The following is a 26670-nucleotide window of genomic DNA, read 5'->3' as shown; positions in this document are numbered from 1 at the left end:
CTCCTCAATGATCGTTATGGATTCGAAGGCCTTCTGTAAACATGACAAGCAAGGTTTCAGCTACATCAATCGTTGTAAAACCATGCTTCGAGGCAAAATCCGGACGCAAAAAGGTCTGCACAATTTCTGACATAAGAACAGCAGCAACTCGTGGATCGACATTTCGAATCAATCCTGCCTGCTGAGCCTGAACGAGCAGTTTCTCAATAAAAGTAAGCTGTCCGGCGCGAAAAGCTTCAATACGTTCCCACAGCTCTGGAATATATTTCTGAATATCCTCCAGAAACAGCGGATTTAGCTTTACAAGCTCTTGTTTGACTCCATAAAGTGTGTCTCTCAATAAATGAAGCGGATCTCCAGCCTGCCGCATCGATTCTTCAATCCTGGCGCTGATCGCTGCCATCGTGTTCTCCAGCACAGCCGCTGCGATCTGCTCCTTCCCACTGAAATACACATATAAGGTTTTCTTGCTCATCCCAAGCTGTGCCGACAGTTCACTCAAAGTCATAGATCGATATCCTTTTTTATGAAATAAATCGGTTGCTGTCTGTACGATACGTATGCGCATAGCTTCATCCACAATGATACTCTCCTCCACCCTGAAACCAAGGAAACCAATGAAGTTTTTATAGTTTCCATGTTACAAAAAAAATGCGTATTCGTCAATCATTCTTCGTACCGCTATTTTTGCTCTAGCATCACAAAAAGTCGAACGGCAGCTAACCCTAAGCATGAACTGCCGTTCTCTCTCAACTATTTAATAAGGCTTAGGAATCTCTACCTTATGTGTAACTCCATCTTCCGTAAAGTAAATATGCACACCATGGCCTTGATCATCCATGAAGTAGGACACATATTTGGGCTCATCCTTACGGAGAGGCACCAGCAGTGTGGCAATGCGATGACTACGGGCCGATTGCGTTGCAGCTGTCAAATGCCAATGGCGATCCAGACCCTCTATCTCTGCAGAGTCTACTTCTGTAAACTCGTCATGCTGTGATAACGAGAGATCGCCGGATGAGCTGTACACAAAACGCCCATCCATGTCAGCCTTTTGCCCACGCACCTTAAAGCACTGTCCATCCAGCTCCATCTCATACAGCGTATGGAACAGCCAATCGACACGTCCCGACTGTGACAGATCTATCTGATCTACAACTACGATATAGGAGCCCTCATAAAAATACAGCTCTCTGACATATCGCTCCAGATAAGGAACCTGCTCCTGATAAGCAGCGGTCGCATTACAGCGGGAATACGTATAGCCCTTATGGGTTTCGACAGCTTCCACCGTGCCGGATGCCGACATATTCAGTACTTTGTTAGTGCCGGCATATTGCCCCAGACCATCGATTAGTACATTATTGGTAGACCTTGTCTGCTTCCGCCAATTCATGTGCATCGTGCTGCCGAAGGCAACATAATAACCGCTCTCAATAGCGAGTGGTTCTCCATAGGCATGCAGCAGAAAACCGTTCTGGTCCCCATGGCTGTGACTGATTGAGCCGTAAGGACTACTTTTGGTCAACAGCATGATATGGTCTTCCGGGCGATCCATATGGGCATGAAAAGCTACCCAGCCTATGTCGCGGAACCATTTTACAGGTTCGATGTCTGTAGGCGCTTTGGCTTGCACAGCCGGATAATCATGCATATACATCATTTCGTCAAAACGGAAATCCCACCAGCCGTAATTGTAAAACTTCATCTCGGAATCCGTATCGATCGCCCGAGTCTGCTCATAGTACCATTGATGGTGTCCATTATTGGTAATGCCGGCAAATTGGCGAATGTTAAAGCCTGTTTTCAAGCTTACCGGATCACCAAGCGTGGATTGATCGCCAAAGCTGGCACGAAGTGTATCCGGGCTAAAGCAATATAGTGGAAAATCACCCGTATGCTGAAAAAAAGGACGACGGTAAAAGTTAATTCCGGTATATTTGTTCAATAGATTCATAGCTTCTGTTACAAAAGCCATCCCGGTCGTCCAATACATCGGACCTTCCGCCCAGCCTCCATCTACCCCGCCCCATGGAGAATACAAGCATGCATAATACTCCAGCGTATAATCAAGCCATTCCTCTGCCACTGCGGCCTCGCCAAGCAGAGCCATGCAGCTTGGAACGATAACCGACGATAAAGAGCGAACTGCATGACTGTCAAAAGGAACATGGTGGATTTTGGAACGTTCGATCACGTGGAACGCAACCTGACGGGTGCGTGTCAACAAATTGTTGCGTACCGCTTCGCGTTCTTCCTCCGTCAGCTCCTGATAGAGCCAATCATAGCCCCATGCAAGCGCTCCGGCAATACGAAAGGAAGCTTCATCATTATAGTCCCGACTTGTTGTGCCTTCCGTGTTCCATGACGTAATGTGCAGCAGCCATGCTTTGGCCCGTGCAATCAAATCCGCATCCTCAAGAATCACACCAGCAACACTAAGATGACGCACTGCGTATAATGCTTCCTGACAATCAATATACATTTGACGCCACAAGTGGGCTACACGCTTATTGTTTGGATAAGGCAAGGGCTCAGCGATCAGTTCACGGTCGACCCATGGTTTCACCGAACGCTCCATGAATACATCCCAGCCGTATTTGGATGGCTGTTCACGAACCGTACGGCGAAATTCCGGAAGCTCTTCGGCTTGCAGCCACAATCTGGGATGCTTCATGGAAATATCCGTATATCGGTGTCCGCGCGACGGCAATGGTGTTTCCGGCAAACCCTCCTGTACCGTAAAGCTGCGAATGTGGCTCCATTCCGTTGGCTGCCCTTCTCCTCGCTGCAATAGCGCATACCGCCAATAGTAAATTCCTGCAGTGAAAACATGATCAGGTGTATACAAATTGTAAGGAATCGGTTGAACCGTTACGGTATCCTCTGGTGTAAATTGTGAGGAAGTAGAATACTGCAGAATATACTGGTCATGCTCAAGCTGAGCCGGAATCCATGTAAACCGCGGCGGATTCTCGATTAAAACGGTCTGTTCATCTGGTGCATATTGTACAGTCAATAGTCCGCTTTGCGGTTGGTATAATGCTTTACTCATGTTTGTCCCTCCAGGTCACAACCAGCCCTTGCTCATGATCAAGCACGCAAACCGCTTCCTGCGACCGGGTGCTAATCACCAGTTGTCCATGACTAGAATTCATACCGATTCCATGCGCATGTTCGATTGTCGAAGCTTCATTATTCGTTTCAACGGTACCCGTGGCTTCACTGGCTTCCCAACTGGCGTGAACGGCTGGACCCAGCTTATAAATCTGTATAAAGTTAGCTTGCTTGCCCACCTGCCGCTGCAGCAAGCCACTTAATGCTTGGCTCGGATCTATAGAGGTCCCTGGTGTTTCTACACGCAGCAGTGACATTCCCGGAAAAGCAACAATCGCTTGATGCAGCGATTTCGTTGTGTCGCTATCAGGCGTATAATGGAGCGTCAGCATCTTGGGAGCCGGAAGCAAATCGAGTTGTTCCGCCAGCCCCAGACTATCGCCTTCCTCTGTTTCATAATAGTCAGTAAGCTTCACCTGATCGTATCCGTGACCAGCGTAGCCCAATGCACCTAACCCATCACTGTCTCTCACCCAGGCTCCGTCTGCAGCATGAGGCTTAACGAGCGGATGCATCCACCAATCGATCGTACGCTCTTCAGACAGCTGAACCTCAAACCAATCGAGCAGCCACTCTCCACTTAAGAGCAAATGCCTGTTTAATATACAGCCTTCATAGGCTCCATCTGATTGCAGCCAAGTATATACAGCTTGCTCCGACTCCGTGAACAGCTTGCAGTGACCTGAATGCTCAGCCTGGGATTGCCCATCGATCGAAACCGTATTATGACTGACCGTCTCGGCAAACCATTGTTTACGCAGGGAAGATCCATAAGGAACCACACCCAAATCCGGTGTAAATGTCCCTCCTTCGTACTGTATGGATACATGAAGCTTATCATAATGCCCATGTGAACCACCGTGTGGACCAAAATCTGTAAGGTAGGATAATGGATTACCCGCTTTCCGTCCAACAATAAATCCCGAATCCTTCAACAGCAGTGTGTTTCTTCCTGCTAATAGACCTGTATTTGTAAGATTGGCATCGCCTTCTCCATAGACAAGTGCTTCCAATGAAATTCGACGAGCCTCTCCATCCATTTGCCGATAAGCTTCACCTAACAACGGAGCATAAAGCTCATTGCCGTAATGAGCAAGACCAATTTCCATAATCTCCGCGATCTCTCTGGCAAAGGGAACCCTGGCTAACGGACCATCATGCAGTGCCGGAAGCATACCTTGATCATCTGCCAGCCCTACTAGCACATCAAACATTCCGCGCATGGACTGACCCTGCTCTGCCTGTGTATGATATAAATCCACACCGAACCGTTCTGCCATCTCCGCTGAAATCAAATACGCACGCAATACAAAAATATGATAATAAGTGCTGCCTTCAAATTCGAATTGATCCGGTTTTACGCCAATGGAAAGATGGTGCTTCCAACCGCCTTCTCCATCAATCAAGCCCTGTAGAAGCTCCTGCTCTCCACGAATGGCATAAACGCAGGAAAGTGAAGCATTTAGCCAGGCAGTATAATTGTTTTCCGCATTCTGACGATCATGAATCAAAATCTGGCGGTATTGCACCATACTCTCTTCCAGCATGGAAAGAAACACATCCAGTGTCGCTTTTTCCGTTTCGTTAAAGCCAACTCCTTCATCATGAAGCAGTAAACAGGCGCGCAAAATTGTCGTAGACCAAATCGCCTCCGTTAATGCCTGATGAAAGGCGCGCCCCTTCAACATCCAGGGCTGAGCATCCGGGTGCACCGGATATTGTGGAAATTGTGCAGCATAATTGATAATAATTTGCTTGGCCAGCTCCGCGTAGCTTGCTTCTTTGATGCCCGCATATACAGCAGCAGCTTGCAGCGCGTACCTTGCCATCGACTGGTGCTTAAACACGAGCCATGCCCCGCGATACGCCTCACCTTCAATACAGCAGCCATGCGGACATTGGAAGCTATGAGCATCACGCTCGGCCGGATCGAACAGCAGTTCAACATGATGCTCTGGGCATACATATTGATGCCACCAGCCGCCTGGCTCTTTCGGAATATGGAGACTGTCGCTGGAAAGAAGAGCATCGAGCTCTTCCTTCAGCTTCTGCAGGGCTTCATTCGCCCATAAGGTGGATTGCAGCTTCTGTACTATTCTCATCGCATGAACATCCCGCCGTTGACTTCGATCGTCTCACCCGTCAAATAGGCACCCAGCTCCGAGGTCAGATACAATACAGCACCAGCTACATCCTCTGGTGTTCCCTCACGCTTTAACGGGATGCCGCCAATTGTAGCCTGACGTGCTGCATCGGTCGTAAATGTCGCATGAAACGCGGTTTGCCCAATGAAGCCAGGGGATACGATATTCACAGTAATACCATCACCTGCGACTTCTTTGGCCAAGCCCTTGGAGTAGGCCGATATAGCCGCTTTACTCGCTGCATATATGCTTGCTCCGGGTCCGCCTCCGTTATGTCCTGCAACTGAAGCCATGTTTACGATTCGCCCTGCACCCTTGGCTTTCATACCCGGAATGACGCGTTTGCACATAAATACAGTACTTTTCAGATTAACATTCATGATCTTGTCATACATTTCTTCCGTCATATCAACATTCGGTACACGCTGCACCATATGACCTGCATTGTTAACCAGAATATCAATCGTTCCGCCAAAAGCACTTTCCACACCGCTTACCAGGCTTTCAATCTGTGCAGCGTCAGTCACGTCTGCTTGAAACAGCTCAGCCTGTCCGCCCGCTTGGCGAATAATCGCTACCGTTTCTTCACCCTGCTCTTTATTGTTCATATAGCTAACGCCAACCTTGGCTCCGTTTGCTGCCAATAAAACAGCGGTTGCGCGTCCAATCCCTGCGTTAGATCCGGTAACCAAAGCGATTTTCCCATTTAATTGTGTGTTCATTATGTGTTTCCTCCTAAGATTAGTAACGGTTCATCCCGTATTATATTTTGATAGGTTTAGGTATATCAGGCATGGATAAAATAATTCGGCTTCCTTGCTGCCATTCACTTTCAATCTGCATCCCATACTGCTCACCAAATACCATTTGAATCCGTCGATGCACATTCATCAGCCCAATGCCGCCGCGGCGATAATAACCTGATTCCGTCTGCTGCTCTGCTAACCGGTTCAGCTTTAATTGCTCCTGCAGCTCCCGAAGTCTTTCGGGCGGGATGCCAATCCCATTATCCTCAACAATAACTTGAAACAGCCCCTGCTGCTTTCGGGCATCAATCGATATTCGGTGATGAACCTCAATCCCATTTGGAAAAGCATGCTGGAAGCAGTTTTCAATAACCGGCTGAAGTGTTAAGCGAACCATTTTTTCCAACAGCAGCGAAGGGGGAATGATCACATCAATTTCAAACTCACGATCAATCCGGTGCTGCAGAATGATCAAGTAATTGCGCACATGATTCAATTCGTTAGCTACCGTGATCTCTTCCAGATTCGTCTGGATCGAATACCTTAGCATAAACGCCATAGCTTCGACCATTTCGGTGATCTCATGCGAATCCTGAACAATGGCATAGCAATTAATCGTTTCTAATGTGTTGTATAGAAAATGCGGGTTGATCTGCAGCTGCAGAGTTTGAAATTCGGCTCGATGCCGCTCAATTTCCGTCTCCTGTATCTGCAGAGCATCCTTCTGCTGCTGCAGCTCAGCTGCATATACTTTGTTGATCATTTCGGACAAGCGGGTAACCATCAGATTGTAGCTATGAACGAGGCCTCCAATTTCATCTGTCCGCTCGATCTCGTCAATGTGCTGAAAATTCCCTTTTTCCGTTTCACGCATGCTGTCCTTAAGCTCTCGAATCGGTGCCAGCAGTGAGCGCCCAAACCGCCAAGCTAGCCACAATGCCACAATCAGGGTCAGCAAGCCAACTACGATTGTTGTTGTTCGTATTGTCGAAATCGGTTTGCGCAGTTCACTAACCGGTACAGAGGCAAGAAGCCTCCAGTTCGAATAATCGGATTTGCGCGCCACAAACATCCGGTTTTTGCCCAAGTATTCCGCTTGAAACACCTTGTTATTGCTATCTGTCAAATGTGCGGCAATATCCTTGAATACCTGCTCATCAGGCTGTGCGAAGGGCGGATGATAAATTGACTTTCCCGTCTCATCCACAATAAAAAAATACCCTTCCTTCCCGATATTGACCCGATCCCATATTTTGGCCAGCTCCTGCAGCTTGAACTCAATCGCCACAATTCCTTTAAAATCCGTGTAAGCAGCCCCACGTACCTGACGTGCCATCGTAACTACCGTTCCTTGGTCGCTCGGGCGAAAGCTCGTGTTCAAAAGAACGATTGAACCATCCTCAGGTATAGCCTTCATCAGCCAATCATATCTTTCTGGACTAAGTCCAGCTTCACTGAAAAGAAAATTCTGATTATCGTACACAACGGATCTGCCCTGCCGCCCAACGATATAAATGACATTCAGTTGTTTGTAAATCGTTTGAATCGACTGCACGGATCGGGAGGCAAAATTTTTGATTTCGTTCGAATAATAATAATATTCATAGGAATCATTCGGTCCGATCTCAAAAAAATTTCTTACATCCGTATTGGATGAAAAGGTGTTGCTCAAGAGCTCATACGTTTGCAAATAAATATCCGTTTGATAAGCAACATTCTCAATCATTTGCTCCATATACTGCTCAACCTGCGTATCCAAAGCTCGGGAAGCCTGAAAATACGACACAAATCCGACAGAAGCCAGCGATATGACAATGACAATCGCAAAATAAAAGTAAACTTGTCCGGACAGCGTGCGCATTTTCATCATTCGATTCCCAGCTTGTTCCTGAATTCAGATGGCAATAAGCCTGTATGCTTTTTAAAGGTTTTGGTGAAATGTGGATGGTCGGCATAGCCCACTTCTCCGGAAATATCCGTGATCCGGTAATGCGGCTGGGCTAACAGCTTCTTAGCCTTCTCCATCCGTCTGCGCGTACGGTATTGCACAAAGGTTTCCTGAGTCGATTGCTTAAAGAGCTGACTGAAGTAGGAAGCATTAAGCCCGATACGGCCTGCAACCTCCTCCAGCGATACCTCTTCAGCTAAATGCGTCTCAATGTATTGCTTGGCTTCCTCAACAGGGTCCTTCAGCTTGCCTTTACGCTTTATTTTCAATTCCGCGAATAGCTGCTCAAGACTTGCTGCAAACCGAGACCATACCTCATCTTCATTTTTGACGCCAGTCAAATCCAGCTTTTCTATGAAGGAAAATACATCTCTGCCAAGCAATCGCTTATACAACAGTGCCGAAAATTCACCTAGCACATCAATCCATTGATTCAGGCGCAGCCGCTGAACTTGAAGCTCCAACTGAACCTTATTCAGCATGTTGCTTAAGCCTTTATGATCCAGAGACCATATCGCATCCTCCATAGCACCAACCCATTCCTCCAGCCTCTGGACAGAGACGAAGGTTTGCGATTGCTGCAGCGTATGCAGATGTGTCAGCTTGATCAAAGCGGCTTCGACTGTTTTTTTGCTAATCGGCTTTAATACATATTCCTTCACACCATAGGACAAGCACTTTTGCGCATATTCAAAATCACTGTACCCGGACACAACCACTATGTGAATGCTCGGGTCCAATTCTGACACGTGTCTGCATAGCTCAAGCCCGTCCAGCTTTGGCATCCGAATATCCGTAAACAGGAAATCAGGACGCTCCTCACGAATCTGCTGCAGCGCATCCTCGCCATTTTCCGCTAATCGTAAGCTTGATACCGGCTGACCTGATTGTTGAATCAGCTTTTGCAATCCTTTACGGATCATCGGCTCGTCATCCGCAATCATGATGCTGTACATGAGGTCGCCTCCTTTGCTGAATTAAACATCTATGCTTGTAGTATACACGATGCCAGATGTGAAATCCTTTCGCACACAAGCCTTTAAGCCATGACCTGAATAAAACGCACTCCCCATGTCATCAGACATGAGGAGCTCAATGTAGAACAATTATCGACGCGGCATGCTGATCGTCACACTTGGATCTTGTTTATTAAATTTCTCAGTTGCTTCTTTGATGACGTCATTTCCGCCTTTGGACTTATACTCTTCAATAACCTTAGGCCAGTCGGAAATCGGTTCTTTACCATAAACCATTTTGACCATGTGCTGCAAAATGAGCGGTGCCGCATAGTCGGATTCCGGTGAAATGTCCGGGTTTTTGATCAATGCGTCAAGGCGCGGTTCGAATTGAATACCATCACGGCCTTCTTTGGCAAGCATGTTATCGTACGTACTTATCAGTTTCTTACCATCTTCTGTCAAGCTGAGTGTACCTTTGTTGTAGGTAGTATCTTGAACCATCCAGAGGAATGCCTGACGGTAACGCTCTTCGTCTACAGCCTGAGGCTCAGTAGGAGCTTTGTATTCAATTTTGCCATCAACGGTCTTGAATGTCTCGCCCTCTACACCAAAGGTGAAGAATTTCTCAGCTTCGTCAGACAGCATCCAATCGAAAAACTTGATGATTGCTTCCGGATTTTTTACATTTTTGTTAATAAACCAAGCCCGGGTAACGGAGTTATACAGATACGCTCCACCTTTGCCGTCAGGTCCTGTAGGTCCCGCAATCAGCTCCACCTTGGCAGTTGGCACGTTCGCTTTGAGTTGTTGTTCCCATTGCAGTACTTCATTCGCATTCATGGACCAAATGCCGGATTTACCTGCAAGAATCGAGTTTTTGTACACTGTAGGGTTGATTGTTGCAAATTCTTTGTTGATCAAGCCCTCATCGAACATCGTTTTATACGTTTGCAGCGCTTTCGTCATATTCTCCACATTGAAAAATTTAGGTACAATCTGATCTCCCTGCTTCATAAACATCGACATGTAAGGGTAAGCGTCAAAAGCACCGAAGAATGAATCCGCATATTTGAAATTTTCGCGGCCTTGATAAGGGTTCTCTACACCCATTTCTTTAAACTTGCGCATCACTGTCAAATATTCATCTACCGTCTTCGGAATTGGCAGTCCCGCTTTATCCAGCAGATCCTTACGTATCGCTACAGCTCGCCGGGAAGGATTGGACAGGAACTCAGGAATTGCATAAATTTTACCTTTGTAGGTTTCTTTTTGCCATGCATCCTTAGGAATTTTCTTCAACAGATTTTGTCCGTATTTTTGCAGCAAATCGTCTAGTGGCATGAACACACCAGCTTGCACGGAGCCTGCCATTTCTTTACCGGACACCCCACCGGAGCCGCCCACAACGTCGGGGATATCATTGGTGGCAAACATTTGCACCATCTTTTGTTCATATTCCTTATGAGGCACCAAAACGATATTCAGATCGGTATTCGTCAAATCTTCCAATCTTTTTACCCATTTGTCTTCGTTAATGTTCGGTGATTTTTCTACGTGGTTAAATGCAAGTGTTCGCATCGAGATGGAGAACTTGGCTTTTTCTGCAGGCTTGCTGCCTCCAGCGGCATTATTTGCTTCAGGTGCTTTCGAAGAACATGCTGTCAAAGTCGTGACTGCCATTACAGAGGCCAAACTAACCTTCATCCATTTTTTCATGTATTACCCCTCTTTTCTGATAACTGATCATATTTAATGATGATGTTGTGTAGCGCTTTCAAGATAGCTTCATTGTAGATTCACCTATGATTTGTCACAATGGACTTTCATTGGGTACAGTAGGCTTTTTTTTAGAAATGGGGTGATCCGATTATTAGGATTTCACCGAACCGATCATCATACCCTTAACAAAATGCTTTTGCAGGAACGGATAAATCAGCACAATTGGAATGGTAGCAATAATAATCGTCGCCATCTTGATGCCTTCCGGATTCATATGGGCAAGTGAGCTGAACTGGGTAGCCGAAGGATCGATATTGATATCATCGGACATAATCAGCTGACGCAATTTCACCTGAAGCGGCCACAAGTTCGGATTGTTCAAATAGTATAGGGCATTCATGTACGTATTCCAATGACCTACCGCGTAAAATATCCCCAGAGATGCCATAACCGGCTTGGACAGCGGCAGTACGATACTCCAGATCATCCGTGTTTCGCTGCAGCCATCAATACGGCCGGAGTCAATAATTTCCGGAGGAATTTGCATAAAGAAGGCCCGCATAACGAAGAAGTTAAAGGCACTTATCGCTCCTGGTAAAATCAAGGCCCACAAAGAATTAGTCAGATTCAAACCCTTCATTAATATAAAGTTAGGGATCAACGGAGCACTGAATACCATCGTGATCAAGACAAAAAATACGATATATTTACGACCCATATACTCCTGTCTGGATACCGGATAAGCGAGCGAGGCTGTCGCCAACAGGTTGATAATCGTACCCACAACTGTAATGTACACGGTAATCCCGAACGATCTCCATAATGAAGCATCACTGAATACATATTGATAATTAATCATAGTAAATTCGACGGGCCAAAACACGACTTTACCGTTTATTATAGCCTCTGATGAACTGAGTGATTCCGCCAGAACGTTCAAAAAAGGCAGAAACATCAGCAATCCGAGAATAGTCAAAAAGACAATGTTGAATCCATTAAATACTTGCTGACCTGTACTTACTTTTCTCATACTGCTTCCTCCTCCCCCTGCTTTAATACAAGCTTTCGCCTGTTGTTTTTTTACTGAATACATTTCCGATCACGATTAAGACAAGACCAACAATCGACTTGAACAAACCAATAGCTGTTGTGTAGCTGTACTGTTGTGACTGCAAGCCTGATTTATAAATATACGTGTCGAGAATTTCACCATTGTGACTATTAAGCGGATTGAGGAATACATATACACGCTCGAATCCAAAATCAAGAAATTTACCAATATGCAGCAGGAATAAAATCATAATCGTCGGCAGCAGCGAAGGAAGTGTAATCGAAATCGTTTGACGCCAGCGGCTCGCTCCATCCACCTCAGCAGCTTCATACAAATCAGGATTAATACCTGCCAGTGCCGCCAAATAGATGATCGTGCCATAACCAGAATCCCGCCAAATGCCTGAACCGATCAATACGGAGCGGATATAAGAATCTTCACCCAGAAAATAGATAGGCTGGAAGCCCAGATAGCTGATCAATTGATTAAGAATCCCTGTAGAGGGTGAGAGAATCCCGATTGCGATTCCACTGACGATTACCCACGACAAGAAGTGTGGCATATAAACGAGTGTTTGCAAAAATCTTTTGTATACGACAACACGCAATTCATTTAAGAGCAGTGCCAGAATAATAGGAGCGGGAAAACCAAGTACCAAGTCATAAAGACCAATCAACAGCGTGTTGTTTAAAATAATCAGGAAATCGTAATGGGCAAACATTCTTTTAAAATGCTCCAGTCCTACCCATTCACTTCCCAGGATCCCTCCGAACAAATTGTACTCCTGAAACGCGATGATCGAGCCGAACAATGGAATGTACTTGAAAATAAAGAAATAAATAATACCTGGCAGTGAAATCAGATAAAGCGCTTTATATTTCCACATAAAGCTGAATAGGCTTCTTTGGGTTGTTGCGCGATAGCTGACCTGCTCTGCTGATTGAACCTTGCTAGCCATATGGCCGCCCCCTTTTGTCATGAATCTGTACATGCTTGATTGATATACCCTTATCCTACTTGCATTGCAGACATTGAACAATGGAATCCCTTTTATCCCACTTGTGTTTTTTTTAGGTTTGTCACAAAGACTTGCGCAGCTTATATGGTTCGGCCTATGATCCTATGATATAGTAAGGCTATCTATCAAACCGAAGCTGACTTACGGAAGCTTGTGTATTCAGTTTTCTCCAAAAAATCAAAGGAGGTTCCCCTATGACATTTACCGGATTTACGCAAAATGATTTTGATGTATTCTCTATACCTGGACTCGAAGGTCGGATGGAAGGGATTCAAACCCGGATTCAGCCCAAATTTAAAGCACTCGGAGAGCCTCTTCGTGACGAACTTTCCCTACTCACTGGAAATCCTATGTATTTGCATATAGCGAAGCATGCCCGACGCAAGGTTAACGCACCTGTTGATACGTGGATGGCAATCGGTCATGATAAACGCGGCTACAAGCAGCACCCGCATTTTCAGGTTGGACTGTTTGACGACCGGGTATTTATTTGGCTTGCACTGATCTACGAGCTCCCTAACAAAAAGGCGATAGCCGAAAGCTATCTGAGCCATTTAAAGAAAATACGTCGCATCATCCCCAAGGAATACGTGTTATCCGCTGATCATATGAAGAAAGACAACATTTCTTTCAAAAGTCTCAAGGAGCAGGAATTGCAAACCGCGTTCGAGAGATTTCGCGATATTAAGAAGGAAGAGCTGCTCATCGGACACAACATCGCTTATGACAATCCTATCCTTGCCGATGGTCCAGTACTGGCCGAATTCATCAAGCAAACCTTCGAGACCTTAATGCCCCTGTACCAGATGGCCCGTCAAGCATCATCCTGAAATTAATCTTAAATTAAGCTTGGCTTCAAGTTAGCTTAAGACTGCTTGTGTAAGTTTGAGATAGATAGAACCAAACCCATTTGATTTTCCACTGGAAAGGTGGCTTCGTACATGATGAACCGTTTTCAACCCAAACAAGTCATTGTCACGAGCTTAACATTGGCTCTGCTGCTTGGTGGAACTGCTCTTTATACAACGAAACAGCAAGCTTATGCCGAAGCACCGGAACAAGCTGTTAAACCATACACTTCCTCTGATCATAAAAGTGAGCATAAAAAAGCCAATTCTGGCAAAGCAACAAAGGAACATACCGCGCAGCGTGATTTTGTAAAAGGCAAAATGCCGATTCTTGACGAGGCTTCTGCCATTCTGGGTATAGATCAAGCAGCACTTGGCGCTTCACTGAAGGACAAAAACCTTGTCGAGATTGCCAAGGAAAAAGGTATTTCTGAAGTGGATTTAATTGCTAAGCTGCAGGCAGAACGTGCCCAAAAGATCGACGAAGCCGTGCTGGCAGGCAAAATTAAAGTCGAAAATGCGGACAAGCTTAAAGCGAATATGGCTGATCATTTGAAATTTATGGTCAATCATAACGGCGAATTCAATAGACACAGTGCTGGCAAGGCTGATAAAAAACAACATAACAGTGCGCTGCCTGCTCCTGAGAAATTAGCCGCTATATTGGGTATAACTGCCGATGAGCTTAAATCGGATACGAAAGCAGGCAAATCCTTAACCGAAATCGCGGAATCCAAAGGAATATCCAAGGAACAGCTGATCCATCAGATAACAGAACAGATCACACCCTGGGTTGAGAAAAAGGTTGACCATAAGCGGGGCCAAACTCCCATCAAACAGCAGGCTGCAGTTAATTAACGGATTACTTTGATTACTCATACCTAAGCTTTATCAAGCATTACAAACAGGCCCCGATACCCGCGGTACTATAGTGGGAATTGAGGCTTGTTTTATTATATACTGTCGAATTTGTCCTAAATAATTGTTATTTTTCACACTTACGTCACATGATTCGATTATAATGAACAATAAGGTCTGATTATGGAGGTGTCTCGTTTTGAAATTATTCAAGCCCACCCGTTTTCGTATCCCGCTGCTTATCCTCGGCACCTCTCTCATTGCAGGTGTTCTGTGGGTACAGGATGAACTTCGTTCAACCAGCTCCCTGCAAGCGGCCTCACTTCCTCAGGCAGCCAGTGTCCCCGCTAATAATGGCCTGCTCGTTTATGAACAGAATTGTATAGCCTGTCATGCCGTTGAAGGCAAGGGTCTTGACCGTTACCCACCGCTTATCAGTGATCGGGTAAAGAAGAAATACGGCACATACGATCAGGCATATGAATTCATTAGCCGCAGCATGCCGCAAAACTCGCCGGGATCGCTCAGCGAGGAGGATTACAAGAATGTAACCCGATACGTCCTCTCTCTTAATGGAATTCCAACCGAATTCAATGATATTAGCAGTCACTGGGCCAACAAAGAAATCAAAGAGCTGCTGGACAAGCAGTTCATCGATGGCTATGTAAATAAGGAAAACGGAACTCTTTCTTTTAAACCGGAGCAAAATATTACCCGAGCCGAATTTGTGCGTTATTTGGTAAAAGCAAAGCAAATGTTTTTGTCGAACAGTACGACATCCGAATTCACAGACATCAACACCGACAAGGAAAACAGACCCTATATTATTACAGCAGTTGAATATGGATTAATTGACGGCTATGCAGACGATACCTTTCGTCCGGACAACCAGATTTCACGTGCAGAAATCGCAGCCATCCTATCACGGAGTGAAATGCTTAAAGGCGAACCTGGCAAGGGCTTCAAAGATGTAGCCGACAGCTATTGGGCCAAGGACAATATTCTTGCAGTTCAGCAGGCAAAGCTGTTTGATGGTTATGAGGATGGCACCTTCCGCCCTCTTAAAGAAATGAAGCGCGGCGAGGCCGTTGCCGTCATATACAGGCTGCTCAATCCCTCCTGAGCCTTAATCGCTATGTATGGCAAAGAACCGCCGGGGCTTATTTGTTCTCAAGCCAGGCGGTTCTTGTAAATCACGGTTATATGTAATTGTTCAGACGTTGTTATAGCTGACGCAGTTCACCTGCTGCTTGGCTGCGATCGAGCACCATAAAACGATAAAGCAGATAAAGTGCTGCCAAAGAAAGAACCGCACCCATATAAAAGGGAAGCTGATGGCTGTATTGGTAAATCCCTGCGCCGAGCAGTGGTCCTGTAATGCGTCCAAGGCTATCCATGGATGAGCTGAGTCCTGAAGCTACACCTTGTCCAGCTTTTGTTTTTTGAGAAATCAAGGAAGTCACACAAGGGCGTATCAGGGCATTGCCTGCTGCGAATACGGATAAGTAGATCGACGCTGTGACCAAGCTTGAGGAAAACAAAATCAGTACGAAGCCGATAGCGGACAGTACCAACCCAATGCCAATGACTCTGGCTTCATCTCCACGCTTAATGAACCTGCGTACGACGCCCCCTTGAATCAAGGCACCTACAACACCACTCACAGCAAACATAATGCCCAGCTGGAGGGAGGTCGCACCAATTTGATCCTTTTCGAATAGCAGTAACGTAGCCTCCAAGCCTGCCAAGGTAAAAGAAACAAAAAACGACAGCACATACAAATATTTAACCGTGCCTATGAATGCTGTCCAGCGGGAAACCTTGGCCCCCTGTGTCTGATGACGCTTCTCTTTTGTTAATGATTCCGGCAGCATCACCAGAGCGAACAAGAAAGTAACGAAGGCAAGTCCAGCTGCCGTGTAGAAAGGAATTTGATAGCCCCACTGGCTAAGAATACCTCCAACTGCAGGACCGAATATAAACCCGAGACCGATTGACATCCCGACAAGTCCCATACCCTTGGTCCTGTTCTCCTCTGTTGTAATATCCGCCACATAGGCCACAGCACAAGTCGTAGCTGCCCCGGAGAATAACCCACCCAATATTCTGGAAACATACATCAGGGTCAAATTATCACCAGCAATACCAAATATAAAAAAGCTGACGCTAAAACCGATGGTTCCAAGAATAATTAATGGCCGTCGACCTATTCTGTCAGACAAGCTTCCCCAGATAGGCGCCATCAAAAACGAAGCCAATGAGTAAATGGACAACAGCATTCCCAAGTGAAAGCTGCTTGCTCCCGACCCCTCTATCGCATCAGGTAACACAGGGATAATGATGCCGAAGCCGATAAATATCGTCATCAGCAGTACCATGATAATGGCCAGCTGTTTGTTCATGATCGTGTTATATGCCTCCTACAAGCCTTCGACAAATAATGACATCGAAAGCATTTGCTTATTAGATTGTAGACCTATCGTATCACAACTTATTTATACAGGGAAACCTTCGTCCCTGAAGATTAACAAATTGGACAAAACATTCAAAGAAATTACGAATTTTTCTTGCAAAAGTTAACAAACTATTAACACAAATGGCTTGCATCCTTGGCTGATTATAGTTTAGTATCTAAAGGAGTTTGTATTAATGCTAACACCGTGAAAGGTAGGGATGACTGTGGATCACAAGCGTACTCCTCTATTCTCTGCGTTGAAAGAACACGCAGAACGCAATCCAATTCAATTTCATATTCCAGGCCATAAAAAAGGAGTTGGAATGGATCCGGAATATCGCGCATTTATCGGTGATAACGCCCTATCTATCGACCTTATAAATATAGCTCCTCTGGATGACCTGCACCAACCGACAGGTGTGATCGAAGAAGCTCAGCATTTGGCCGCGGATGCTTTTGGTGCGGATCACACATTTTTCTCTGTTCAAGGAACCAGCGGCGCGATCATGACGATGATTTTGACCGTTTGCTCACAGGGCGATAAAATTATCGTTCCCCGAAATGTGCATAAATCTGTCATGTCGGCCATTATTTTTGCAGGAGCCAAACCAGTTTTTGTTTCACCGGTCCGTGATAAGAACCTCGGGATTGATCATGGCATTACGACACGCTCTGTCAAACGCGCTCTGGAAAGACATCCGGATGCCAAAGCGGTTCTGGTTATCAACCCGACTTATTATGGGGTTTGTGCCGATCTTAAGGAAATTGTTGACCTCGTGCATAGCTACAACATACCTGTACTGGTTGATGAAGCTCATGGCGTGCTGATCCATTTTAGCAGCAAGCTGCCGATATCTGCTATGGAAGCCGGCGCTGATATGGCAGCAACCAGCGTTCATAAGCTGGGCGGCTCCATGACACAAAGCTCCGTATTAAATATTAAGGAAGGGCGCATCAATTCGAGCCGTGTCAAAACTATCCTTAGTATGCTAACCACAACGTCCACTTCCTATATCCTGCTTGCTTCTCTGGATACCGCGCGCCGCCATTTGGCATTAAACGGAGAGGCATTGGCTGATAAAGCGATTGAACTGGCCCAATTTGCTCGTCATGGCATCAATGAAATTCCCGGTCTAAGCTGCTTTGGTGAAGATATTCTCGGGACTGAAGCTACCTTCAATTATGATCCAACCAAGATCAATATTCATGTCCGCCACTTGGGCATCACCGGATACGATGCAGAAAACTGGCTGCGTGATCATTACAATATTGAGGTTGAGCTCAGCGATATGTACAACATCCTGTGCCTGATTACTCCAGGGGACACTCACGAGAACATCGATACGCTGCTCAATGCCCTGCGTGAGCTTTCCAGCCAAAATTATAACATCCGTCCGGCTACGGATTTAATTATTAAGGTTCCAAGCATTCCACAGCTGACACTGACTCCTCGCGACGCCTTTTATGGCGATACCGAAGTGGTCCCTTTCAAGGAATCGGCTGACCGAATCATTGCTGAATTTATTTATGTGTATCCTCCTGGAATTCCGATTCTACTGCCAGGCGAGGTCATTTCACAGGATTTGATCGATTATATTGTCGAGCATGTTGAAGTCGGTCTCCCTGTTAAAGGCCCTGAGGATCGCAGTATTCAGAATGTAAAAGTTATCGTCGAAACGAACGCTATCTTCTAATTTTCTCCATCTAATAGAAGTACCGTGTGTAAAGCTCGCTATTTTCCTTGCAGTAAGAACAAGTCGAAACCGACTTGTTCTTTTTGCTCTTTGCTTTTCCTCGTTGTCAGGAGCAAGTATCCACTTATTTGCTAACAACTTCCCGATCCAGCCAAGCTATTACATCAGCCACTGCATGTTCTTCATGATGGCAGCAGGATCGATTAGAGGCGCTCATCAACGCTTCATGTGCGTTGGCCACAGCAATCCCGACACCAGCCCTGCGGATCATTTCAAGATCATTCAAATGATCCCCCATCGCCATACATTTGGTCATATCAATGCCCGTTAATTCGACCAAGTGTTCTAAAGCATGTCCTTTCGTTGCATCCGACGGCAGCATTTCAAAGTACTTGGCTTCAGAACGTACCCAAGTGACTTGCTCATCCTCTGTTTCTTCCATAAAACTTTGAACCTCGTCTAACCGCTCTGGGTCCCAAGCCAGCAGAACTTTAAACCATGGCTCATTCAACGACTCAAATCCATCGAGTACAGGTCTATTGAAGTTCTCTACTCGGCGATGGTGATCGGTTGTCTGATTTTCACGAATGAAGTAAGGCTCACTACCGCAATAAATTTCTACACCGACGCCAGGAAACCTGTTCATTACCCGAGTTAAAATAGGCCCAGCCGAAGGTCCCAGCGTCCGCTGCCACACATCGACTCCTGTTGCAAAATCATGGATTATAGCGCCGTTGTACAAAATCGCTGGAGCGTTAAGCGGCAGTTGATCCGCAAACCGCTTCACCGAGGAGGTTATACGTCCAGTTGCAAGCGTGAACAAACCACCATGCTCCACAAACATTTCAATGGCTTGTTTATTTTCAGGGCTGATTTCTTTATTACTGTTTAATAACGTACCGTCCATATCCGTGACCAGCAAATAACCTTCAAATCGTTGCTTATTCATTGCTTACGCTCCTCTATCTATCCATATTGTCAAAACGCTTTCTAAAATGCTATGATGTTCATGGTATCCGATCAGATGTAACCCTTATCAGTCCAATTATAGGCAGGTGTATCGATCATGGCTCAAAGCGCGTATATTAAATTCGTAGAAGGCTCTACCATTCCTTCCCTTTCCTTAGAACAATTAAAAGAACAACTTATGCATTATAAGGAACAGCTTAACCTCACAGGCCAGCAATTAGGCTGGGAATATGGCGATGCCGGTTTCCCTTACACCATAGAAACAAAGCCAGAGGCTGCAGATCAGTGGTTTTACCTGAAAGGTAAAGATCCTTTATATCATTACATCGTGATGGGGACTGGTTCCACTCAGGATGGTGACACCAGCAGGCATTTTGTACAGATCGTATTACCTGATGGATCAACCCACGGCGACAAGGCCAAGGGCAACGAATTCTGCAAGTATTTGGGTAGACTGTGGAAAGCCGAGCTTCACTTATTCAATGGACGTATTATGTATTTCAATCCTCGTAAATAACAGCGGTGCTGCAGACCCTTCCCTTTTAAAGCGGAAAGGTCTATTTGCCTTTTTCAGCAACAAATACCCCTGGCCGCGCGAAAAACCCCTCTTGTCGTCGCAAGAAGGGCTCTCGTTATCAACTATTCAGCTGCTTGTTCCTCAATGATCTGATTGTAGATTTTAACTACACGTTCCCATTCTTCTTCATCCTCAATGCTTTCTAGATAAGCATCTTCTTCTTCTTCTTCAATTCTGAAAATAACACCGTCCGCTTCCGGATCATTGCGGTCCAGTAACACAGCATAAGGCTGATTTTCTGCCTCAAAGGTGTATACCATTACCATTTCATGCTCAACGCCATCTTTATCCGTAACTACAAAAATATCTTCTTCGTCATGATCGTGATTGCAATTCTCATCATGTATATGTTCGCTCATGGGTAAACCTCATTTCATTAGAAATTAGTTATCCCACGTATAGTAACATGTTCATGCATACAGGTCAATTGCCATCCTAACATCCTGTGCAATCATTTATTCAGATACAATCACTTTCTGGGAAATCACGGTATAGTCGCTACTTTCATCCAGTTTAATGGAGAATTTAATGACATATTCACCCGCTTCGTTAAAAGGAACACTAAACGACCATGGATACCAGAAGTTTTCCTTCGACCCGTTAACGACCTTTTCATGAGCCGGTGCCGCTTGATCCCCGCTTGGAGAATCTATCGATATTTTGAAGGAATAGAATGGTGTTTTCAAGCTGTCAACCTGCGCGAATACTGCAAAATCAATTTTTTTGCCTTTGGGTACTTTACCAAAAGGAGATTTGATTGAATAATCTTCATTTACCTTTTCAGCAACAAACATATGAACATTCGGCTTGTAGATCGATACGGTATTTTTGGCATTATCCCACCGTACGAGCGACTGAAGAGATTCCGAAAGCTCACGCACCGGAAACACCGCATTACCTTTAATCAAAAAGGCAGGCGCCTCACCGTCTTTAAATTGTTTTTCCACATTATTAACGACCATTTTTACTTTACTAAATCCCTCGTAATCGCCCCAGATCGAATTTGCAAAAACACCTGCATTTCCAAGCAAGGAGAGCGATAGTACCAGCGTTAGCATTCGTGGCACTTTCATTGTGTAACCTCCATCGTGACTTGTACTTGTTTTATATAAGGTTATACTCGGAAAGCCATCAAGAGTTGCGCTGCTTTGTTAAAAAAATCAAAAAAAGATTTTGGAATACGATCTATATATGGTACAAAACTCGACACAAGCAACGAATTAAATACAAAATATGCCATGATTTTGGAAATCAAATCGAAACTTCTAATCTGCTCTAAGTTTGCTTTCATTGCAACCACACTATGAAAACGCTATACAATACCAAATCATATTCATCATAATTTATAAAAAACGAACAAATTAAGGGTAAAATATTGTTAAAGTGTGTAAAAATTCTCTTGAAATCTAACTCCAAACCGTGATAGATTAAGAAAGATATGTAAGCGTTATGCACCCATGAGTGGAGGATCGTTCGTGAGCCTGCAAATCCAGATGATTGGCACGGGAAGTGCCTTTTCAAAAAAGTTTTATAACAATAATGCGTTAGTGACGTGCAACGGCTTCACCTTACTAGTGGATTGCGGCTATACAGCACCGAGAGCCTTACATGAGCTTGGTATCGAGATTAATCATATTAATGGTCTACTTATCACCCATATCCATGCTGACCACGTAGGTGGTATGGAAGAGTTTGCTTTTCGTTTAAAATATACATACAAGTACAGAATGAAGCTATTCGTTCCAGCTGATTTAGTCGATTCTTTGTGGAATCAGTCATTACGCGGAGGTTTGGAGAACAAGTCCGAAGGTTTTTTTGGACTTGAGGACTATTTTGAGCTTATCATTATGGAGGAAGCTGTTTCTACTATTATTCATCCGGGCTTTACCCTGGAGCTGATCCGATCCGAACATATTCGCGACAAGCCCAGCTATTCCTTATTGATTAATGAAAAGGTCTTTTACAGCTCTGATACGAAATTCAATTATCCGCTTCTGGTTGAACTCCATGAGGAACAGCGCTGTCAGTACATTTTGCATGATTGTCAGTTGTCCAGTCCAGGTATTGTGCATGCCAGCCTCAATGAGCTGCTGACTTTACCAGATGCCATTCAAGGCTCGGTTATGCTTATGCATTATGATGATTATATTGAAGAATTTATAGGGAAAACAGGAAAAATGACAATTATGAAGCAGCATTCAACCTACTCTTTCCCCTAAAAACCTGGCCTCTGAGGTCAGGTTTTTCCCTTAAAATATGGTATTAGCTCCGTAGACAGCATTCACCACAATTCGACTTAACTTTTTGTTATATGTGCATGAAAGCGTTTGTATCAAAGAATCCTATCAGTTTGTGGCTTGTCGGTTCTTATCCTTTCAATCATATCCACATTAAGAAGGAGTAAAAAGGCATGGGCTATAATTGGATACTATTCGGCTATACCGTCGTGATCTGTGGTTCTTCCATTTATTTCGAAAGATCCTTACATCCGGCTCTACTTGTCCTGATAGCAATTTTATACATCATCGCTCATTTCACAGAGAAGCGGCTTGTGATTTCAGTTTTTCTTCAAATCGTACTGCTGATTGCTTTTCATTCCGTCAGTCAAATGGCCTGGTGCTTGCCTCTTTACTTTGCGCAAATCGGCAAACATTTTCATAAAATCCGAACGCCCGGCTCAGCGGTATTTGTCAGCCTTCTGTATACCTTAACCTTTGCTCTTATATCTTACTCTTATATGAAGCTCACTCTTTATAATGTTTCTGCATTTTTATTCAGTTCGATTAGCTGCCTGACCTTTGCTTTTCTGTTTTATCAATACATATATGTTCTTCGAAACCAAACCCAGCAACTGGATAGTGAAAAGAAGCATCTGACTACCCACGATGCGCTCACTGGCCTATATAACTATGAGGAATGCCATCGTCAGCTAGGCAAGCTGGTTCAGAAAGGTGCACCTATTGCGCTTGTATTGATCGACTGCAAGGATTTGAAATCACTGAATACGGCCAATGGCTTTCATGGTGTAAACCGAATATTGAAGCAGGCTGCTCAATTGCTGCGCATTATGTTTCCGGAAGCATTGCTTATTTCCCGCTATGGTGGCGACGAATTTGCTATCGTGTTGGAATCGAATCATATCGGGCAGCTGACCCATAATATCGAACAACAGCTGACCGTTGACTTTCCGAAGTTAACTGGCATCGAAATGAACTTTGGAATGGCTTTTTATCCTAACGATGGCGAGTATAAGGATGATTTGATCTTTATCGCAGAACGCAATCTGTATATGATGAAAAGGGAATCCTGGCTGAAACGTGAGGAGCATATGCTCCGCTCAGAGAAGCTCAGAGTGGTCGGTGAATTAGCCTCCGGCATGGCTCATGAGATTCGTAATCCACTGACAACCATTAAAGGCTTTCTTCAGCTTTCCAGAGCGGATAATTTCAATGTTCGTCCATGGTACGATCTGATTATGGATGAAATTACACGCATGAGCATGCTGACTGCGGAATTTCTGCAGTTCTCCAAACCACACGCAACCCAATTTAAAGTACATGCCATAGATGATTGCATACAAAGAGTACTCTCTCTACTCGATTCAGAAGCGGCACGACTGGGGCATGAAATTCAGTTCGAGCATGCCGGGCAACCCCTGTACCTCATGATGGACCAGGACAAGATGCTGCAGCTGCTGTTGAATTTGATCAAAAATGCGTTTGAAGCGATGGAAGAGCAGGGTCTTGTACGTGTTCATCTGTCCAATCATAATCAGTCAGCAGTCATTGAAATATCAGATACTGGCAGCGGCATACCTCAGTCCGAGCTGGAAAAAATCTTTTTGCCTTTCTATACGACCAAAGATTCGGGTACAGGTCTCGGTTTATCCATTTGCCATAAGATTGTACAGGATCATCAAGGCACAATGGAGGTTGAAAGTGAAAGCGGTAAAGGCACCAAGCTGACCATCACTATCCCTCTTGCTTCCCATGATGCATACAATACGGAAACATCACCTACCCATTAAAAAAAGATCCTACAAGGCTAAGTCAGCCCTCTAAGATCTTTTTTTATTATAAGCTAAGTCGACTCCATAAGCAGGCTGCTGCCTGATTCATTCCAGCGTGCGGTCACATCGAACAAGGCTTTCAGATCATCGATCGCTACCACGAACTCGGCACCCATACGCCTGACTGGCTGGTTCAGCTTGATTGTGATTCCATTGACAGCCGCTTGCTGTTCATCCAACCTCAATTGAACATCCCTCTGCTTGTAATGCGCTTTAATTCGTCTGCCTCCATCGTTATCCGTAGATCGCTGCTCTGTTAGTCCTTGAACGGTCTCTTCACTGAATAAGCGCAGTGGCACATACAAATTACCTTCCTTATCCTCATAACGCTTGACTGGCGCCAAAGGCATTCCATTCAAAACCAAATTCATAAGGGGCCATTTGTCCATTCCATCTCTTTTCAACATCGCAGTAAGTCCTCTGCTGGAAAAAGAAGGAGGTATCGCCAGCAGTTTTTTTGAAGCAGGGTCATACGTAAACCAATTCATATAAAAGGGTGTGAAGACAAGCTGATTGCTTTCTGGATCCAGCGCCCATATTTGAATAAATCCGTTAATGGAAGCCGTGGAATCGGTATCCCTTAGTGCATTCATATCCAGATTAACCTCTACAAGCTCTTTGCCAATCGTATTGATAGTCGTTGTCCAGTTGATTGGCTGCCCTTCTTTATAACTAACTACCTGAATACCATATTGGATGAGCTGGTAGTTTTGAGTGGCGGCAGAGGTAAACACCAAACGGTTGGTAACATCCTCCTTGTCTTCAACTGCTTGCCATTGCTTGATCTGGGGAAGTCGGATCGGCTCCTTACTGGACAAGCCAGCCAATTGCTCCCAGTATTGTCTCAGAGCAGGCAGTGACTGCGCAGAAGGAATATACTCATTTTCGTGACGCAGCATATTCACAATATTCGCCGACTTGGAGGATAACGGATTCCCCCCCACGCCGAACAACAATACATAATCCTCAGCCATAATCTCGCCAGGATCCCATTTATGTACATAAGGAAGAGTACTGCCTGACCATCGAATAGGAAAGCCACCAAGCTGTCTAACCTTGGCCCAGGCTGAAGACTCTGTAAGTTGTCCAGGAGAAGCACTTTCCTTTTTTTGCAGCCAATAATAGGTAAAATGATGACCATACTCATGGATCAGGGTACGTACTACCGGAGTGGTATCGACTTCAAACAACCTAATCACTTGGGTATCCGCATTGTAGCTGCCAACTCTTGAGCCGCTTTTTCCCTCACTTGGACCCGGGTCCAAAATGACTTGCTTCAGGGTCGACAATTCCTCACCATGCTCGCATTTGAGTAAACTCTCATACAGCTCCTTTAATTTCTGTTCATTCCATAAGGTGCTATAGCTTACAAAGTGGATTCCTTCAGGACTCCTATAAGCTGCAGCTTCCAGCCTTTGTGCAACAGCCTGATCCGAAAAGATGACAAAGATCGCAAGTAAAATACCACAAACGGTTAGGCTTAGTCTCATCGGTTGTCCCCACCTCATGATTGATAACACTGTCACCCATTCTCTCGTAACTATTAGCTGTTTTATTAACGATGCTTAGAAAGCTGTTAATTTCCGCTGGATTGCACGGCGAGCTTCCAAGCCTCTTCACCTAATCTCTTCAATACAAGTGCCTGCTCCCAGCGATCCGAGATCTCTGTACGGCCGCTCGATGCGTAGGTTGGATTCGTGATCGCATAATCCGGAGGACCAAGCTCCGGGACGAATGGCAGCAGGTCGCCAGGCTGCGCATCCTTTAACCAATATCCGATCCCTCGCTGCCACCAGTCCATATAATGCCTCACCATCGGATGTTCTCCATTCGGTCCTATATCGACCTGTATCTGCTCTCCGTTGGACACGCGCGCATGAATACTGGAGGTGCGTTCCAACAGGCTCTCAAACAGCTCTGACACCCTGTTTAAGACGCTCTCGTCGTTTCCAGTAACTTCACCTGCCACTATGTAATGGGACAAATCAATGGTCAAACGCAAATCAGGAATCGCTCTTACGTACTCCACTGTACGATGTAAATCCTGAGTTATGCGACCGCGATGTGTTTCCACAAAATAAGGCATTTGAGCAGAGCTACCTTCTCGCACCAATCCTTCCAGCAATTCGATCGCAGGCTGACCGATTACGAAGGAATCCATCACCTGGGAATTTACATACTGCACTCCGAATTGCTTGGCGGCCTTCAATAATTGTGTAATATCTTCAGGCTTGCCAGGAAACGAATGAATGCCGAAGCTAAAACGATAATCATCAAGCAATCGGCGCCATAAATCCGCATCCGGACCTTCAGGCAGACGCCCCATAATACCAGTAAAGCCGGCTTCTGCAATCTTTTCGAATTTCTCTTCTATTGTCCATTCTCGTTCACCGTTACCTAATCCGATCATAGCCCACCAGGACTGTTGAATATCCAAGCGCGGCGGGTTCATACTCTGATCACTTGCGAATCGTGTAGCTTTACTCATATTTACACCT

At 45.1% G+C, this 26670-nt stretch carries 22 protein-coding genes; 7 read left to right on the top strand and 15 right to left on the bottom strand.

The annotated features are described in order from the left end of the window. Nucleotides 1-4: 4 nt before the first annotated feature. From NST47_RS15790 to NST47_RS15750, 9 genes are all read right to left on the bottom strand, one after another. On the bottom strand, nucleotides 5-580 hold the full coding sequence (locus NST47_RS15790) for a TetR/AcrR family transcriptional regulator (RefSeq protein ID WP_341155980.1): 576 nt from the start codon (nucleotides 578-580) through the stop codon (nucleotides 5-7). Nucleotides 581-757: 177 nt separating this feature from the next. Next, nucleotides 758-3055, bottom strand: a complete 2298-nt coding sequence (locus tag NST47_RS15785; RefSeq protein WP_341155979.1) for a DUF4962 domain-containing protein — start codon at nucleotides 3053-3055, stop codon at nucleotides 758-760. Beyond that, nucleotides 3048-5219, bottom strand: coding sequence for a heparinase II/III domain-containing protein (locus tag NST47_RS15780; protein ID WP_341155978.1), 2172 nt, complete (start codon nucleotides 5217-5219; stop codon nucleotides 3048-3050). Before NST47_RS15780 ends, NST47_RS15785 begins: the two co-directional genes overlap by 8 nt. Beyond that, nucleotides 5216-5983 (bottom strand): SDR family NAD(P)-dependent oxidoreductase, encoded by a 768-nt coding sequence (locus NST47_RS15775; RefSeq protein WP_341155977.1) that lies wholly within the window; start codon nucleotides 5981-5983, stop codon nucleotides 5216-5218. Before NST47_RS15775 ends, NST47_RS15780 begins: the two co-directional genes overlap by 4 nt. 40 nt (nucleotides 5984-6023) lie before the next feature. Further along, on the bottom strand, nucleotides 6024-7877 hold the full coding sequence (locus NST47_RS15770; RefSeq protein WP_341155976.1) for a cache domain-containing sensor histidine kinase: 1854 nt from the start codon (nucleotides 7875-7877) through the stop codon (nucleotides 6024-6026). After that, nucleotides 7874-8911: a response regulator transcription factor gene (locus NST47_RS15765; RefSeq protein ID WP_341155975.1), complete on the bottom strand. Its 1038-nt coding sequence runs from the start codon at nucleotides 8909-8911 to the stop codon at nucleotides 7874-7876. Before NST47_RS15765 ends, NST47_RS15770 begins: the two co-directional genes overlap by 4 nt. A 150-nt stretch (nucleotides 8912-9061) precedes the next feature. Beyond that, nucleotides 9062-10630: an extracellular solute-binding protein gene (locus tag NST47_RS15760; RefSeq protein WP_341155974.1), complete on the bottom strand. Its 1569-nt coding sequence runs from the start codon at nucleotides 10628-10630 to the stop codon at nucleotides 9062-9064. Nucleotides 10631-10784: 154 nt separating this feature from the next. Then, the gene (locus tag NST47_RS15755; RefSeq protein ID WP_076235960.1) at nucleotides 10785-11663 is read right to left on the bottom strand and encodes a carbohydrate ABC transporter permease; all 879 of its coding nucleotides are present in this window, start codon (nucleotides 11661-11663) and stop codon (nucleotides 10785-10787) included. 22 nt (nucleotides 11664-11685) lie between these two features. Next, nucleotides 11686-12642 (bottom strand): ABC transporter permease, encoded by a 957-nt coding sequence (locus NST47_RS15750; protein ID WP_341155973.1) that lies wholly within the window; start codon nucleotides 12640-12642, stop codon nucleotides 11686-11688. A gap of 254 nt (nucleotides 12643-12896) precedes the next feature. Between NST47_RS15750 and NST47_RS15745 the strand changes: the two genes are divergently transcribed. From NST47_RS15745 to NST47_RS15735, 3 genes are all read left to right on the top strand, one after another. Then, nucleotides 12897-13532 (top strand): DUF1054 domain-containing protein, encoded by a 636-nt coding sequence (locus NST47_RS15745; protein ID WP_341155972.1) that lies wholly within the window; start codon nucleotides 12897-12899, stop codon nucleotides 13530-13532. A gap of 111 nt (nucleotides 13533-13643) precedes the next feature. Beyond that, nucleotides 13644-14408 carry a hypothetical protein gene (locus NST47_RS15740; RefSeq protein ID WP_341155971.1) on the top strand — a complete coding sequence of 255 codons (765 nt, stop codon included), beginning with the start codon at nucleotides 13644-13646 and terminating at the stop codon, nucleotides 14406-14408. 199 nt (nucleotides 14409-14607) lie between these two features. Beyond that, complete coding sequence (locus tag NST47_RS15735; protein WP_341155970.1) at nucleotides 14608-15531, top strand: S-layer homology domain-containing protein; 924 nt, start codon at nucleotides 14608-14610, stop codon at nucleotides 15529-15531. A gap of 100 nt (nucleotides 15532-15631) precedes the next feature. On the opposite strand, the gene NST47_RS15730 is transcribed toward NST47_RS15735, so the two are convergent. Further along, nucleotides 15632-16810, bottom strand: a complete 1179-nt coding sequence (locus tag NST47_RS15730; RefSeq protein ID WP_341155969.1) for an MFS transporter — start codon at nucleotides 16808-16810, stop codon at nucleotides 15632-15634. 277 nt (nucleotides 16811-17087) lie between these two features. Between NST47_RS15730 and NST47_RS15725 the strand changes: the two genes are divergently transcribed. Beyond that, a complete protein-coding gene (locus NST47_RS15725) occupies nucleotides 17088-18557 on the top strand; it encodes an aminotransferase class I/II-fold pyridoxal phosphate-dependent enzyme (RefSeq protein ID WP_445667464.1) in 1470 nt (489 codons plus the stop codon). A 124-nt stretch (nucleotides 18558-18681) separates the two neighbouring features. On the opposite strand, the gene NST47_RS15720 is transcribed toward NST47_RS15725, so the two are convergent. Beyond that, nucleotides 18682-19506 carry a Cof-type HAD-IIB family hydrolase gene (locus tag NST47_RS15720; RefSeq protein WP_341155967.1) on the bottom strand — a complete coding sequence of 275 codons (825 nt, stop codon included), beginning with the start codon at nucleotides 19504-19506 and terminating at the stop codon, nucleotides 18682-18684. Nucleotides 19507-19623: 117 nt separating this feature from the next. On the opposite strand from NST47_RS15720, the gene NST47_RS15715 reads away from it, so the two are divergent. Continuing rightward, nucleotides 19624-20043, top strand: coding sequence for a DUF1885 family protein (locus NST47_RS15715; protein ID WP_076235953.1), 420 nt, complete (start codon nucleotides 19624-19626; stop codon nucleotides 20041-20043). A gap of 122 nt (nucleotides 20044-20165) precedes the next feature. Here the strand turns inward: NST47_RS15715 and NST47_RS15710 are convergent, their stop codons facing one another. Both NST47_RS15710 and NST47_RS15705 read right to left on the bottom strand, forming a co-directional pair. Beyond that, entirely contained in the window at nucleotides 20166-20462 is a 297-nt protein-coding gene (locus tag NST47_RS15710; protein ID WP_076235952.1) for a DUF1292 domain-containing protein, read from the bottom strand. A 96-nt stretch (nucleotides 20463-20558) separates the two neighbouring features. Next, a complete protein-coding gene (locus tag NST47_RS15705; protein ID WP_076235951.1) occupies nucleotides 20559-21176 on the bottom strand; it encodes a stalk domain-containing protein in 618 nt (205 codons plus the stop codon). Nucleotides 21177-21578: 402 nt separating this feature from the next. Here NST47_RS15705 and NST47_RS15700 point away from each other — a divergent pair, with 402 nt between their 5' ends. Then, a complete protein-coding gene (locus tag NST47_RS15700; protein WP_341155966.1) occupies nucleotides 21579-22322 on the top strand; it encodes an MBL fold metallo-hydrolase in 744 nt (247 codons plus the stop codon). Between the two features lie 191 nt (nucleotides 22323-22513). Beyond that, complete coding sequence (locus tag NST47_RS15695) at nucleotides 22514-24130, top strand: ATP-binding protein (RefSeq protein ID WP_341155965.1); 1617 nt, start codon at nucleotides 22514-22516, stop codon at nucleotides 24128-24130. A gap of 53 nt (nucleotides 24131-24183) precedes the next feature. Here NST47_RS15695 and NST47_RS15690 read toward each other — a convergent pair whose 3' ends face one another. Next, nucleotides 24184-25662 carry a stalk domain-containing protein gene (locus tag NST47_RS15690; protein WP_341155964.1) on the bottom strand — a complete coding sequence of 493 codons (1479 nt, stop codon included), beginning with the start codon at nucleotides 25660-25662 and terminating at the stop codon, nucleotides 24184-24186. An 86-nt stretch (nucleotides 25663-25748) separates the two neighbouring features. Continuing rightward, a complete protein-coding gene (locus NST47_RS15685; RefSeq protein WP_341155963.1) occupies nucleotides 25749-26660 on the bottom strand; it encodes a sugar phosphate isomerase/epimerase family protein in 912 nt (303 codons plus the stop codon). Between the last annotated feature and the right edge of the window lie 10 nt (nucleotides 26661-26670).

The organism is Paenibacillus sp. FSL H8-0034 (assembly GCF_038000305.1).
Lineage (GTDB): Bacteria > Bacillota > Bacilli > Paenibacillales > NBRC-103111 > Paenibacillus_S.
This window is presented reverse-complemented; position numbering and strand designations above follow the sequence as displayed.